General features: G+C 37.0%; 9 protein-coding genes and 1 other RNA gene. 3 read left to right on the forward strand and 7 right to left on the reverse strand.

Features of this window, described 5'->3' with window-relative positions; all coding sequences use genetic code 11:
* Positions 1 to 2,153 (forward strand): bifunctional diguanylate cyclase/phosphodiesterase (locus BTO22_RS04380; protein ID WP_105054437.1); only part of this gene is annotated, 2,153 nt, incomplete at its 5' end.
* A 76-nt stretch (positions 2,154 to 2,229) separates the two neighbouring features.
* Here the strand turns inward: BTO22_RS04380 and BTO22_RS04385 are convergent.
* From BTO22_RS04385 to ffs, 3 genes are all read right to left on the reverse strand, one after another.
* Positions 2,230 to 5,397, reverse strand: coding sequence for a chitinase C-terminal domain-containing protein (locus tag BTO22_RS04385; RefSeq protein ID WP_105054438.1), 3,168 nt, complete (start codon positions 5,395 to 5,397; stop codon positions 2,230 to 2,232).
* 258 nt (positions 5,398 to 5,655) lie between these two features.
* Entirely contained in the window at positions 5,656 to 5,943 is a 288-nt protein-coding gene (locus BTO22_RS04390; protein WP_105054439.1) for a hypothetical protein, read from the reverse strand.
* 139 nt (positions 5,944 to 6,082) lie between these two features.
* Positions 6,083 to 6,179: signal recognition particle sRNA small type (gene ffs / locus BTO22_RS04395), an RNA gene on the reverse strand.
* Positions 6,180 to 6,420: 241 nt separating this feature from the next.
* Here ffs and BTO22_RS04400 point away from each other — a divergent pair.
* Both BTO22_RS04400 and BTO22_RS04405 read left to right on the forward strand, forming a co-directional pair.
* Positions 6,421 to 7,173 (forward strand): DUF481 domain-containing protein, encoded by a 753-nt coding sequence (locus BTO22_RS04400; protein WP_105054440.1) that lies wholly within the window; start codon positions 6,421 to 6,423, stop codon positions 7,171 to 7,173.
* 215 nt (positions 7,174 to 7,388) lie between these two features.
* The gene (locus tag BTO22_RS04405) at positions 7,389 to 9,281 is read left to right on the forward strand and encodes a sensor domain-containing diguanylate cyclase (RefSeq protein ID WP_105054441.1); all 1,893 of its coding nucleotides are present in this window, start codon (positions 7,389 to 7,391) and stop codon (positions 9,279 to 9,281) included.
* Positions 9,282 to 9,310: 29 nt separating this feature from the next.
* On the opposite strand, the gene BTO22_RS04410 is transcribed toward BTO22_RS04405, so the two are convergent.
* From BTO22_RS04410 to icmH, 4 genes are read right to left on the reverse strand one after another with little or no spacing between them, the layout of a single operon-like run.
* Complete coding sequence (locus BTO22_RS04410; protein WP_105054442.1) at positions 9,311 to 10,273, reverse strand: serine/threonine-protein kinase; 963 nt, start codon at positions 10,271 to 10,273, stop codon at positions 9,311 to 9,313.
* Entirely contained in the window at positions 10,270 to 10,941 is a 672-nt protein-coding gene (locus BTO22_RS04415) for a PP2C family protein-serine/threonine phosphatase (RefSeq protein ID WP_105054443.1), read from the reverse strand. Before BTO22_RS04415 ends, BTO22_RS04410 begins: the two co-directional genes overlap by 4 nt.
* Positions 10,938 to 14,459, reverse strand: a complete 3,522-nt coding sequence (tssM, locus tag BTO22_RS04420; RefSeq protein WP_105054444.1) for a type VI secretion system membrane subunit TssM — start codon at positions 14,457 to 14,459, stop codon at positions 10,938 to 10,940. Before tssM ends, BTO22_RS04415 begins: the two co-directional genes overlap by 4 nt.
* An 11-nt stretch (positions 14,460 to 14,470) precedes the next feature.
* On the reverse strand, positions 14,471 to 15,304 hold the full coding sequence (icmH, locus tag BTO22_RS04425; protein ID WP_105054445.1) for a type IVB secretion system protein IcmH/DotU: 834 nt from the start codon (positions 15,302 to 15,304) through the stop codon (positions 14,471 to 14,473).
* Position 15,305: the final 1 nt, after the last annotated feature.

Consider the following 15,305-nt stretch of genomic DNA (forward strand, 5'->3'; position numbering starts at 1 on the left):
TGAAGATCATTTCAGATGCGTTAAGGCAATCACGTTTTAATGATGGTCGTGGTTACTTTTTCATTTATGGAATGGATGGACGTAATTTAATGCATCCTATTTCCCCTGATTTAGAAGGGAAGAATTTATTACATATGCAAGACGTTCGTGGGGCATATCCAGTAAAAAATCATATCAATCTTATGAAAGAAAAAGGAGAAGGTTTTAGTCGTTGGTGGTACCCAAAGCCAGGTGTTAAAGATCAAGAATTTGAAAAAATTGGTTATGCTAAGTGGTTTGAACCACTAAACTTTTATATCGGTACAGGCGAATATATTGTAAATGTAGAAGAAGATATAAAAGAAAAATTACTGATATGGATCTCTGAAGTTCGATTTGGTGAGAGTGGCTATATATTTTTGCTCGATCAATATGGGAATACATTAGCACATTATAATAAATCCAAGATTGAACCAAATAAATACAGTAAAGACTCACCAAACAAAGGTCCAGTTACTCAAAAAATGCTTGCCTTAGCGCATAATGGCGGAGGTTTTATGCAATACATAAGTGCATTTAAACCTAGAACGGAAAAACAAGCAGAAAAATTGAGTTTTATTAAAGAATACAATGAATGGGGCTGGGTTATTGGGGCCAGCGTTTATATGGATGAAAATAAACGACTTTTAAAAGATAAAGAGACATTGTTATTGCAACAAAACAAAATTGGTGTAACTAAGATTTTGCTGCTTACATTAATTCTGGCGTTGATACTAACTATCTTATCTTTAAGTGTCAGTAAGTATATTGGTATGCGTTTTAATCGATTTAAAAAACGTATTCATAGTGATTTTAGATTACTAGAAAAAACTAAAAATAAAATGCAGCATATGGCCTTGCATGATGCTTTAACACAGTTACCTAATCGAGTGTTATTAGAATCAAAAATAGAGAATGGCATCCAACGCGCTAAAGAATTAGGTCAGTGTTTGGCGGTAATGTTTGTAGATTTGGATGACTTCAAAAAGATAAATGATCATTTTGGTCATGAAGTTGGAGATATATTACTAAAGCAAATTAGTCAGAAATTCGGTACCTTACTTCATGATGACGATATGGTATCTCGCTTTGGTGGAGATGAATTTGTATTTTGTTTTCCATTATTGAGTTCAAAAGAAGAGGCAGAAAAGAAAGTTCAGGCGATTCAATCTATATTCAAAAACAGCTTTGCTATTAATGGGAAAGCGATCATAACCAGTTGTAGCATTGGTGTGACTATGTATCCAAATGATGCTGATAATTCAGTTGACTTGATTTCTAAAGCTGACATCGTTTTATATAAGTCTAAAGCGAAGCAAAAGGGGGCAGCTTTATTTTTCGATCATACAATTGATGCACAAGTGAATTATGAATTTAGTTTAGAAGAAGAACTTCGAACAGCACTTATTAATAATGAAATTTCAGTCATCTATCAACCACAAATTGATATTAAAACTGGTGAGTTATATGGTGTAGAAGCATTATCTCGTTGGAACAATAAAACGTTAGGTTTTGTATCTCCTGTAGATTTTATTGCTGTTGCAGAAGAGATTGGGGCTATTGATGAAATAGGGGATTTTGTATTACAACGGGCTTGTGAAGATATGCTGAAATTTATGCCTAATGGTATTAATGCTGCGACAATCTCTGTCAACCTTTCTCCTAGACAACTTATTAAAGACGATTTTATTCAAAGGATAAAAGCCATTGTTAATGTGACTGGCATTGATGTATCTAGGGTTACACTAGAGATTACAGAAAATATTCTTATTAGTGATTTAGAAGATGTTTCTCCTATTCTTAAGCAATTACAAGAATTAGGTTTTGGTATTTCTTTGGATGATTTTGGTACAGGATATTCATCATTAAGCTATTTAAATATTTTGCCGATCACAGAGATTAAGATAGATCGTAGCTTCATTAATAGCTTATTTATAAACGAACAGAGTGAAACTTTAGTTAAAGCGATTATAGCAATAGGTGCTTCGTGCCAAATGAAGGTCGTTGCTGAGGGTATCGAAACAAAAGAACAGCTAGATACACTGGTAGAATATAAGTGTGATTTAGCGCAAGGGTATTTCTTTGATAAGCCGCTTTCTATTGATGAACTTTGTATTAAATATTTTAAAAGCTAATGCTTCGTGATTTATAAGTGAGCATAAAAAAGAGCAGCGATTATGCTGCTCTTTTGATTTCAATGATTAAACAAAGTTAAAGGTTACATACCTTTGTCCAACTTCCATCACTTCCTGGTGCAGCAGCTGTCCACCAATTCGCTTGGTAGATTACATTGTTGCTGATCACTTTATCACCTGTGTTTGCATGACTTGGATTACCAGCCCAATCTTTTTGTGGAAGATCTGGGTAAGTGACTAGACCCGTAGCATCACAACCAGCGTCAGGTGTTCCGCCATTATCACCACCTCCGGTATCTCCACCAGAAGATAGGTCAGCTAAAGGTAAATCAGGTTGTTCAAACTTAAAGGCATAATCAACATTATTGATTGTCACTGTGTAGTTTGCAGGGCCTGAAATAGGTAGATAATAAACCATATCTAATTCATATACACCGCCAGCAGGAAGTGCTTTCCATACAGGAAGGGTAAAGGCGACTCGGTGCATAGTTCCATCAAAACCGCCGATGTTATTAGCACGAGTATGGCCAGATGCGACTACTTGTAAACCACCACCTGATTGATCTTTTGCATTATCAGGTGCGGATACTGGGATATCGAATTGGAACTCTGTTCCTCCTGGAATATCTTGTCCTGTATTATTGGTAAAGTTGATTTTTGGATTAATTGGGTAGTTTTGGTCACCCACTTTAAATCCACCTACGCTTACCGCAATATCAACAGTTTCAGATGGAATTGCTCCAGTCGCGACGGTATTACCATATGGCGTTGCAGATTTAAATTTTTCATAAATTGCTTTAGTCATGGTATTACCCATGTGGTACTCACCATTGCCCGTCTGACAAGCGGCTTCCGTCGCATCTACAGACGTTCGGTTACCATTCGCATCTAGAACATAACAGTTGTAATCACCTGCCAGTTCCCAGAACATGATGCCACCAATTTCTTGGTCAATAACATAGTCAGCTTTGACATTAATAGAATCTTTATCTTCGGTAGATAAGAAGACTTTTTTCTCAGCATTCCATAACCATGGTGCTACAGCGACGCTATCGTAATGACGAGTATAAGTACCGACTAACTGATCGGCAGGATCATTCGCAGGATCTAAACCGTAGATATTTGCGTAAGAACCAAAGATGCCTTCTTGAAGGTTTTTAGCATGCCACATAGGGTTAGAACCTGCCCCCATTTCTTGGCCGTATGAGTTCTTATCGTGCCACATGTTATCGATACCTAATGCACCGTAACCACAATTGTTTTTCTCACCTTCGCCTGTTCCTGCATCACATTGAGCTTGATCTGGTAATGGAGCGCGACCCCATAGACCATTCTCACCACCAGTAACACCTTGCCAACCACGAGTATAATAAGGAACACCGATATTGATACGACCAGCAGGCATTGAGCCGCGGAAGTAGTGATAAGCCCAGTCAGTATTTAGATAACCAATACCACCATAAGCTTCAGTATCATAAACGTTCCACTGAGCTAATTCAGAATCTTTACCTGTATCATATAATGCCGCATTGTGACCTACGTGATCATTCCATGCACCGTGTAAGTCATAAGACATGATGTTTACATAATCTAAGTATTGAGTAACATCAAACGTTTCCATACCACGTAGTAAATAACCTGAAGATGGCGCTGCGATAGTTAGCATATAATGCTGGCCATCTTGTGCAGAGATAACATCCAGTTTTTCACGAAGTGTTTTCATTAATACTTGATATGATGCCCATAAATATTGACGACGAGGTTCCATGAATGCTTTATCGTCAGGGTTACCAGCACCGGCCATAGAAGTAGGGTATTCGTAATCAATATCTAAACCATCAAATTTGTATTTACGCATCATTTCAACAGCAGATGCGGCAAACTTTTCAATACCTGCATGGTTGATGCTGCCATCGGCATTGGTTGTCATAGTATAGAAACCACCATCAGCAACACGATTACCATCTGCACCAAAGTGACCGCCAGTTTCAGCCCAACCGCCAATAGAGATTAAGGTTTTAACTCCATGTTTTTCTTTTGCAGTAGCTAGAGCACCAAAATGACCTTTAAAGCCTAGCGTTGGGTCAATTTCAACCCCTGCCCATTCTTTACCTGTTGCCGCATTATTTGGGTCGGTAACATCACCAACATTGACTTTACCATCAGAGCCAATGCTCACAAAAGCGTAATTAATGTGTGTTAATTGCTCCCAAGGGATATCTTTTACTAGATAGCTATTTTGTTCATCGCCACCATCTCTCCAGCTTGTAAAGTAACCAATAACACGACGAGGGTGATCAGCTCCCATTAACTCACGGCCCTCTTTATCGTAAGTAGTACAGTAGGGAACAGTAACACCTTCGGTTTGATATAAACCATCAGGACGACAGTTATCAGCAACAGGAAGTGAGCTAGTGACAGTCAATGTCGATGCTGTTGAATTTGTTGATGCACCTAGGTTATCCGTTGCTTTTGCATAAACAGACAGTGAACCTGCGGCAGTTGTTTTATATTGTAGAGTGTAAGGCGCGGTAGCGGCTGTTCCGACAAGAGCGTTGTTAATATAGAAATCAACTTTATCTATAGTGCCATCAGAGTCTGTCGCGTTAGCGGTTAATGTGACTGTTGCCCCAAGTTCTACACTTGATGCAGATAAACTTAAACTTGCTGTTGGTGCAATATTATCAGTTGGAGTGCTTGTTACCGCAATGACAACAGAACTTGTCGTGCTGACAGCGCCTTTATCATCATAAGATTGAGCACTGAAGGTATGAGAGCCTTCAACTGCAGTCCAAGCGGCACTATAAGGGGAGGTCGTTGATGATGCTATTACTGAACCATCAACAGAAAAATCAACGCGAGATACTGAGCCATCACTGTCAGATGCGGATGCGGTTAATGTAACAACCTCACCTGTTGTTATTTTATCCGTAGCACTAGGAGAGGTTAAATCAACGGTTGGTGCGATATTAACTGCTTCACCAGAACAAACACCTAAGTCCTGCCATGCGCCCCATTCACCAGCGGTCGCGGGATCATTATTCTGAGTCCAATACTTTGCTTTATAGGCATTACTGCCTTGTTTTACTTCTTCTCCACCGTTATAAACTTTGCCAGCATCCCATGTTTCAAGAGGGATACAATCTACAGCCGCTTGAGCATTAAATGCCATTAAACAAGAAAGAGTGAGTGTAGAGAGGGCAAATTTATAATTATGTTTTCTTTTTAACTTTGAATGTTCCATTTCATATCCTTAAAGGTAATTCAAAAACATCAACTAACTTTTTAATTGATGTGAATTAAGATTAGAATAGAAATAAATATGTGCTAGGAAGTATTTATAAATTACAGGGCAGATCCCAATAAATATAATTTAAATATACGCAATTACATTTATTTTTGTATCAAGGTTGTCTGTTTATTATGTAGCTATGCGATTAACACCCTGTATTAACAAATTCAAAAATAGGAAGAGTATTTTCGTCTTTAGCTTCGATATATTTTACATAGCAATTATCTGAGCTCTTCTTTTTATTTTGTGCATGAAACGAATATAAGATAAGTCCGTACTATTATTGTTATTATGAAAATACCAATCTGATGGGGTTTCTGGATGGAACTGAAAATCAACAAAAGTTTGGTTCATTAAGTGATTCCATGCTTTGGCGGCGTCCGCTTTTGGGTAGTCACACACAGTATTGATACTATCGCCTTCAATAGCGCCACTGGCTTGAGTATCAATTCCGGCTAGAATTGTTTTAGGGCGAAGTTGATTTGTAGATCCAACCATCTCTCCTTTTAACCAGCTAGGATGATCAGTTATTTACTACGATTGGTATTACTATATGTGACAAGAGGAAGCGTTAAGTTCAAAGCGGAATTTCAGGCAATAAAAAACCGCTAATAAAAGCGGTTTTTTAAAAGGGTGGAAGCCCCAGCCACATCCCGGCACACACGTCGCCCGCTGCGGCTGCTCCCTTCCAGGCCTGACCGAGTTCACGAGTTAGTGTTGCGGGAGGACCAGGGCCTCCATAGATTCTGTAGTTCCGTAGAACGAGAGGGATTATTGAACATGCTCATTTAGATTGCAAGGGAAAATAATAAAAAACATGCTAAGTGATTAATAAACAAACGGCTACGTTCAATTTAGGTAAAATTACGTAATTTTCACGTGTCTTAAATGTAATACGTTAGAGTGGGTTTATCATTCTGTTTATGATACTCCGTTATAATACCGCTTATTTTACTTACTCTGTTAAGGAAGCATATGTTCAAATTACCCGCCGTAGCGTCTTTATTGTTTACATTGATTTTATTGAGTTTTTCAACCATTGCTAAAACTGAAGATATTACAGCTTCAGGTGAGTTTAGCGGTGATGCGAAGGTCGGTTTTATTTATACAAAAACAGACGAAACTTCCATGTCGGTTAACTCGGGTATGATTTTAAAATACGAAGAAGAATTATGGCACCATACCGCAGCATTCTCTACGTATTATACAAAAGGAAATGACAGTGATGACGGTACAAATAAAAATAAAACCACTTATGATCTGAAACATGATATGTCAGAAACCTTCTTTATCTTTGGTAATGTAAAATATGAACATGACCAGTTTGCTACTTATCGAGAGCAAGTTTTGCTTGTAAGTGGCTTTGGTGCCAATCTTGTTGATTCAGAAAAGACATCATTAGATATTGGAGCTGGTCCTGGTTATCGCTATTCGAAACGTCAACGATTTGATAGTGATCTCCCAAATCATTCAGAAGATGAGGTGATCGCAAACCTTTTTATTGAAGGAGAGAGTAAAATTGCAGATGGCTTAGAAATAGGTGGCGGAATACGTATGGATTATGGTGATTCAAATAGTACAACGACAACGCATGGGTATTTAAAAAACAAATTAATGGAAAGCTTATCTTTAATGCTTGATGCTGAATATATTTATAATAGCGTTGTTGCTACTGGTAAATCTCATGATGAAATTTACAGTACTATTAGCTTAAATTACGATTTTTAAATTTCAGAGAAAAACCGAATTTATTTATAGAATTAGTGATATTTAGTATTAAATATATATACATTACCATTGATGCTTTATCTTTGTATAGTTGCTGTAAATATTACACCGTAATTAAACAACATATTCAGATAAACAATTAGAGCGAGATCACTAATTAATTATATTAATTTGATAGAATGCGACGGGTAAAAATTGGCATTTTGAATGGTTGTATGATTTATAAACAAATAAAATATTTTCTTGTTACTATCTTATTGATTGGCATCACACCGGTTTTCTATTTTTGGGGCTTGTACCATACGGAATTAAATGCCATCCAATATCAGAGACAAAATACAGCTAAGCATCAATTAAATGTTAGCCAAAAAGAGATTTATTCAATTGCTTCTGAGTTAGGGACTTCTTTAAAATTACTGTCCGATAACAGAATGCTATTGCAATTTATACAGGATCCCTCTACAAAAAATAGAGCACTGTTAGAGTCTCTTTGGTCATTAACTGCGACAAATTATGCGTACATTTCTCAGATCCGTTTTATTGGTATTGATGGAAAAGAGATCTCCCGTCTTGATGAGAAAAATTCTCAAATTAATATAACTTCGATACATCAACTTCAAGATAAATCTCAACGAGACTATTTTCTCTACGCACAAACTCTCAAAGCTGATGAGTTAGGTTTTTTCGGTATTGATCTAGAAGTCGAGCATGGGCAAGTTATTATGCCACCGAGGCCTTCATTACGAATTTTTACTCCCGTTGAAATCGGTGAAGAGCGAAAAGGATACTTATTTTTCAATTTAGATCTTTATGAGATTATCTCAAAGTTAGAGGATTCTTTAGAGGGAAAAGATCTTGTTGAATTTGTTAATGAGAAGGGCTATTACCTTGCATCAAAAGATGGTTCTAAAACATTGGGCCATCTTATACCTGAACGAAGAAGCTATAATTTATCTATTGAAAGCCCTGAACTATGGGAAAAGATAAAATCTCAAAATTCTGGTATTTTTTCAACTAAGGAAAATGCTTACTCGTATACAAAATTAATATTTGATGGTGATTTTGCGAGTCGTTCATTTTATTTAATATTGAGTAGTCCTAATACATTACAAGTGACAAATTTAGATCATAAACTCACGTTTATTATTTATGAATCAATAATGGCAATGATCGTTATCATTTTTATATCGGTATTGATTGCTCGTTATATTGCAAAACATAGAACCACTAGTTTGGAAAGTCAATTAGCTTTAGCTGCACTAAATGGGATGTCAGCACTTGTTATTACCGATAAAAATAACCGTATTATTAAGGTTAATGAGGAGTTCACTCGTTTAAGTGGCTGGGAAGAAGATGAAGTATTAGGGTTATCTCCATCGATATTTAAGTCAGGAGAACACAAGAAAAGTTTTTATTCTTCAATGTGGGCAGCGATTCAGTCTAATGGTTTATGGGAAGGTGAGATAACAAATAAAAGAAAGGATGGCACTTTATTAACCGAGATTTTACGTATTCAAGCTATTTGTAATTATGACGGTAAAATGGAGTATTTTATTGCGTCATTCGTTGATATTACAGCTCGAAAAGAACTAGAAAATCGACTTAGAGATTTAAGTGAGAAAGACGTATTAACTCAATGCTGGAATCGTCGTAAATTCGAGAGTGAATTTTTATCTATTGTTGATGAAGAGCAGACGAACAATGAGATTGGCAAGTCTTGTTTAGCGATTATTGATATTGACCACTTTAAAAGAATTAATGACCAATATGGGCATGATGTTGGGGATAAAGTGATTACCCAGGTAGGAAGCATTTTAGATTCTGAAGGTAGAAAATCTGATTTCGTTGCTCGTATTGGGGGAGAAGAGTTTGCCATTATTCTCCCTAATACCACACTGAAAGAGGCGGATATTATTTTAAACCGTTTACGAGTAGCTATAAATTTATATGAAGGTGTAAAAATTACGATCAGTGGTGGTCTTACGGACATCTGTATCAGCAGTGAGTCAAGCTATAAGCGTGCTGATCTTGCTCTTTATGAATCAAAAACATCAGGCCGTAATCAGATCTCTAGTTTTAGTTCTGCAGAAATGGAGCAAATTGCATAGCGTTAAATTTATATCATTTTTTATCCACTTTAATGCCGTGAAAATACGGAAGTTACCTTTTGTAATAATGGTTTTTTCTTTTCTATAGTTTGTTTATTTTTAATCTCTTTAAATACAGAGATTAAGGCTTTAAAGTTTAAAATTCTTTCTGCAGGTACTGGCCCCATTGCCTGAAGAAGTAATTTATGTATCTTTTGTTGCTCTTTGGTTTTTGTCCCGACGGTACTTTCTTTTTGTTGATAGGGGTGAGTTCGAAGTAAGAGTTTATAAAGTAGAATTGAGAGAGAGTAGAGGTCACTTTTTATCGTGGGCGCATTGCCTTGAAGTACTTCAGGTGCAGCATAATCCCCACTCCATGCATGAACTTGATTAAAGTTGATCGCAAAATTATTTTTATTGGGGTCCATATTTCGACTGATACTAAAATCAAAAAGATGCAGCTCATTATTGTTAGAGATAAGAATATTGCTGGGCTTTAAATCGCCATGGATAACGCCTCGTTTGTGGCAGTGAAGTAAACAATTTATTAATATAAATGCGTACTTTAAACGAGCATCATCAGGGATATTCTCAAAAGGGGAATCAAGCAGTAAAGACAGTAATTCTCCTTTTACCATAGGCATTACTAGAAACCCTCGTAGTGATTCTTCACACAATGCTAAGTGTTGTATTGGGACAATGTTCGGGTGTTGTAATTGATTCGCTTGTAAGTACTCATTAACTAAAAGTAAATCCGCATCATTAAATTCAGCGGATTCACTATTTAATACTTTAATAGCGAATTCATATTGTTCTAGTCCAATACTTTTCAACAATAAATCATCTACTTGATAAACAATTCCCATTCCTCCCACGCCTAAAACGCGCTTTATTTTATAGCGGCCATTGATGACTTTTGGAATCGGCTTTAAAGGTCTTTTTTTAGAGAGTGAGTTATCATCGTCAAAGTCAGACTCATCAGAAAGAAACTGGTTAATATTCATTTCAGTCATCGATTCGCCTTAATCATAATTGCGGATAGATTGTCGTTTGCTTCGGTAAGTAACACTTGTTCTTTTAAGTGGTAGCAACCTTTTAATGCGCTAGGGAGTGCCATACAGGCTTCTATCATAGAACTCGCAAGATATTTATGGACACCATCGCTAGAGAGTAAGAAGGTATCTTGATGCTGCAAGGGAACAATGCAATGATCAATGGTTAAATTACTTCCCATTCCGATTGCTTGGGTCAATGCTTCTTTGCCATTTTGCTCACGAGTATGATCTTGTGAAATTTGATAAAGCTTATTATGACGAAAGAGGTAGCAGCGAGAATCTCCGGCCCAAAGGCAAGCAATGTGCCCATTATGGGCAATAAGCATGCAAACAGTGCTGCCAATGACAGCACTGTGAGAAAGGGTTTTTTCTTGGCTCAAATGATGGTTCACTTTACTCAACATTCGTTTTGCTTTTTCAATTTTTTGTTCTATCGTTCCGTACAATAGCTCAGATTGAAAAGCATCAGTGATCATATTGCTGGCTATCTCGCCATACTCATATCCACCCATACCATCAGCTACAATCCAGATCCCTTGCTCGGTAAAGGACAAAATAGCGTCTTCATTTTTGTCCCTTACCTTTCCCTCTTCTGAGAAGTGAGCCGTTTGAAATTGCTGGCTCATCCATTAATCCTTTTTGGAAGGTAAAAATTAGTTAATATTTTTCGATTAAATGGATTAGGAGTGCGATCACTGTAAATTAAGTATTTTGCTTTCATTCCTTTATTTTCTAAATCGAGTTTAATTACATCATTTCCTCGGTATCTATTGACACTAAATTTATCAAGTACTCTGAAAAAAGCCCAAGGCCCAGAGTTCTGTTGGTTAACGACTTTTGTTCCGCTTAAGTCTTGAAGGACAAAACTTACGTACTGACGTTGATTTGTGATAGGCCAAGTAAAGCGCTTTTTCTGAATTGGACCATGACGATAAGCAAATTTTTTCTTTCCATAATAGAAAGTTGATTGAAGTGCGCTAGCATCTAATTCAAATGGAGCGATACGGAAAGAGACATTGGCTTCTTTGCCTTTAGACCCATAAAACATTCTTTGGATGGTTAGGCCGTAGTTATATTGATTTAAAAATGAACGAGATAAACCAAGGGAATGACCATGTAATGTTTTCTGCTCAAACTTTCCTTTTTGCTTATTTACGAATGAAGCTAAATAGGCATCAAAGAAAGAATCGAGAATTCCCCCATTTTGGAAAAATTCGTCAAAATCAGCAATGTTTACGTCTTGATTACTGTTTTTAAATGGATAGCGGCCGGATAATGCTACATCATAATGAGTAACTACTTTATCGTGATAGACCATTTGAATATAGTCTCGCGAGTGATGTAAGGTGATTCCCCAAGCGTTATTTGAGATTTGTTTCCACCATTGCTGTAATGGTTGAGGAAGTGTCTCTGCCATGACTCGAATATCGTTTAATTCGTTTGGTATCCCTTGCATACGATCTCTTGCAATCTTAAACGCTGTTTGATCAGGATTGGGAGAGAACTTCACCATAGATAAACGACCACTGAGTTCATTGATAACCACTAAGGCATCTTCAAGAGGTATGGTTGCTTGTGCTTTATCTGTTAATAGTAGGTTTAGTGGCTCAAATTGGTTACTTACCGCTTTTCTAGCACTTTGTGAGCGCTCTTCAACACTATGCAACCCAAGAGATGCTACTTTTTTGAGTTTAGTATTAATCGGTAGTTTCTTTGTCGTTTTTGCGGCATTAGATGCCAGTTGAGCTTGGTCAATAAAAGTAGTGTTTTCACGTACCAAATTTAACAATTTTAAAACCGGTTGGCTTGATCCTGTCATATTAGCGATTTGAAGGATTGCTTCGTCTATATTTTTAACGGGTTTTATTTGTAATTGATCAACGGCTTCTTTCCAATAGCGAATGTAATCATGAAAATAAAGGTCTTCTACTTCGGCATATAATGCGCGGATCTCGTTGGTACTTAAATCGCTAGATAATCCGATGACCCAATTTTCATCAATTAATTGTTTGACCTGATCGAGGCCTTTATTTAGAAATACACGTTGATACCCCTCTTGTGTATATAAACCAGGGATTAATGTATTGGTATGATTAAATATATTTTGATTTGGACCAAGGTGATCGCTTAGTTTAATGTCTCGTAAATCCATCTCCTTTGCATCTTGTTTTAATTGCTGATAAACCAATGCAGATGTATCTGCTTCTCTGAGGTACTTGCGTGATTTAGCGACTAAATTGTCGTTTAAAGAGACTGGAGCGAAACCAATATCGAGTAAATTTGCAAAATGAGTTTGTAGTGAATTTTGTTCTGTTGCAGATCCACTGTATACATAAGACCAATGGAGCCCCATCCACTGTTTTAAATAACTAGCATCTAAGTGCTCGTGCAGATTTAACATTAAATAAGCGCGTAAGGAAGGAGTAAGAAACTCACGGTTATCTTGATTATTAGTTACCTGATACTCCAGTTCGCTAGTGATTTTAGGTAGCAGTAGTTCAATTAACTGCAGATGATAAGCACTATTTGCGGCTGTTCTTAGTGTATTACCTTGCTGTAACCCTGCTATATTTTCTGGAAACTTATCCTCTTCTTCTGAGTATATTTGGGTAGCTTTTAGTAAAGCGTCAAGTGTTGGTAATAGCTCAATTGAAGGCGCTAACGGAGAAAGGTGGACAATGTTTTGATTATAGTCACCGGCTAATTCAAGTAGTTGCTGTTGTTTATTATGGTTATTTAAAAAGCTAGTTGCCCATAATGATCCAAGCCCAATAACCATAGCAAATGAACTTGCGTAGATTGCAATATTTTTAAGTTTAACTTTTTTCTCATAACTCTCGTTGAGTGTTGATAATTCACTGTTTGGGAAGATAACATCATCTAATAACTTACGAATGAAGAACCCACGTTGGTGTTGGTAAGTTGGCAATACTCGTGAACTTATACCTAGATTTTTTCCTATATTTGAAGTGCTAGAGTCGGTATGTATATTGGTCGGTGCAGGCACAGAAGTTAAATATAAGCCACGTAAGTGAGAAGCTTGATGGTAGCGCGTTTTGGTAAAGGCAAGTTCAGCGAATAATGCCAGACGTTCAGCAAGAAAGCTGAGCTGTCTTGGGAATTGCAATAATTCTGCACGTTTCATTACGTCACGTTCGTCATGTAACCTAGACATAACTTGTGAATCAATACGCAGAATTAACTTTTCAAATTCTTGTTTGATTTTATCGGCTTGCTGTCCTTCACCTTCATTAAATGTAATTCCAAATACTTGGTCCATTTCTTCACGAGAAAGCGAGGAGAAGAAGGGTTCAAACCCTTCGACTTTATCCATTTTGGTCAATAAGAAATAAATTGGCATATCTGAATTAAGTTCATGCCTTATTTCTTGTAATCGCTCTCTTACATAACGAGCTTGTACTTCAATGCTGCTTTCATCGGGGGATTGTAAGGTGGTGATATCAATTGTTAAAATTACCCCATTAAGTGGACGACGACGGCGCTTGCTGTGTAATGCTTTTAAAAAACGGTTCCAAATAGGTTTATTTAATTCATTTTCATGTAGATCAAAAAAACGACCTGCTGCATCAAGTAATACTGCATGATTGGCAAAATACCATTCGCAATGTTGGCTGTTTTGAATATCTCTAGTGTAATGGCCATCTGTTTGGTTTAGAGGAAAATCTAGACCAGAGCATTCTAGTAGCGTTGTTTTTCCGCTGTTTTGAGGACCAATGACCATGTACCAAGGAAGTTGATATTTGACGTTATTGCTTAGTTTTCCATACAATCCAGCTCGCTTTATGGTGGCAATAGCAGCATCTAATTTTTCTTTTAATGTAGATGTATGCTCTTGTATATAGGCGAGCTCTGATTGAGCTGCTTCGTACGCTTCTTTATTTTCTTCTTTTTGTGCTTCGCGTTTAGCTAACCACCAAAGGGTAAGGTTGAATGAGGCCCATAATAATAAGCAGATAAAAACCGTAAGTACTTTACCTGTAGTAGTTTCGATTAGCGGGGTATTGGCGATAGCAATATGCTTACCAAATAGGCAAAGAACCAAGGCGATAAGTAACGAGCAAAGTAAGCTCCAACACCATGTCTTTTTTAAAATGGTTATTAATGAGTTAAAAAATGATTTCATCCGTGAAAATCCTATAATTCAATTTGCTGAAAAGCATGAATAACGAGTTCTGATTGCTGATTTAAAACGTAGTAAAAGCCACCATAAATAGCGCATAACGAAATAGTTACGACGCAGACAATACCAACCCATGAAGTTTGTCTTGTGAGCTTATGGCGCTGGACTTGTTTCGGTTCCCAGTTTGGAGATAAGCTTGACTTTTCATCACCTCGGAGTGAACGGATTTGTCGATATAAGGAATCTCTAATCGCGTCAAGTTCAACCAACCCTCTTGATAAAACTCGGTATTTTCCTTCAAATCCTAGACTTAAACATAAGTACATTAATTCTAAGAGGTCTAAGTACTTTGCCGGGTTACGACTAAGCTTTTCTAATAAAAGAAAGAATTTTTCACCACCATAAGTTTCATTATGAAAGCTACTCAACATACTTTGAGAAGCCCAGTGACTTTCAGAACCCCAAGGAGTAGTAACAATTATTTCATCAACAAATGAACATAATAAATAACGAGACAGTGCAACGTAGTTGTTTTCTACTCCTGAATTTAAAGCCTGAAATTCAAATGACTTCAGTTCTTCAACTAGTTTTGGTTTTAGAAGTTCAATGTCTTGATAGCTTTCCTTCTTTAAATCACAGGTGATGCAAAGCAGGGAAGAAGCGGCACTGATCAGTGGATTATTCCCTGCAAAATTATATTCTTCTGGTTTTATGCGGGCTGCATAAACCATACGGTCTTGTAACTGGTCAAACTTGGGTGCACTCGTGTTCTGAGTTAATACAGGATTAATTTGATGCGGTTCTTGCGTGATAAGAACAGTGCGGTCATCCATGTTACTGCTGTTCATA

Source organism: Aliivibrio sifiae, from assembly GCF_002954705.1.
GTDB classification, from domain to species: Bacteria; Pseudomonadota; Gammaproteobacteria; order Enterobacterales; family Vibrionaceae; genus Aliivibrio; species Aliivibrio sifiae_A.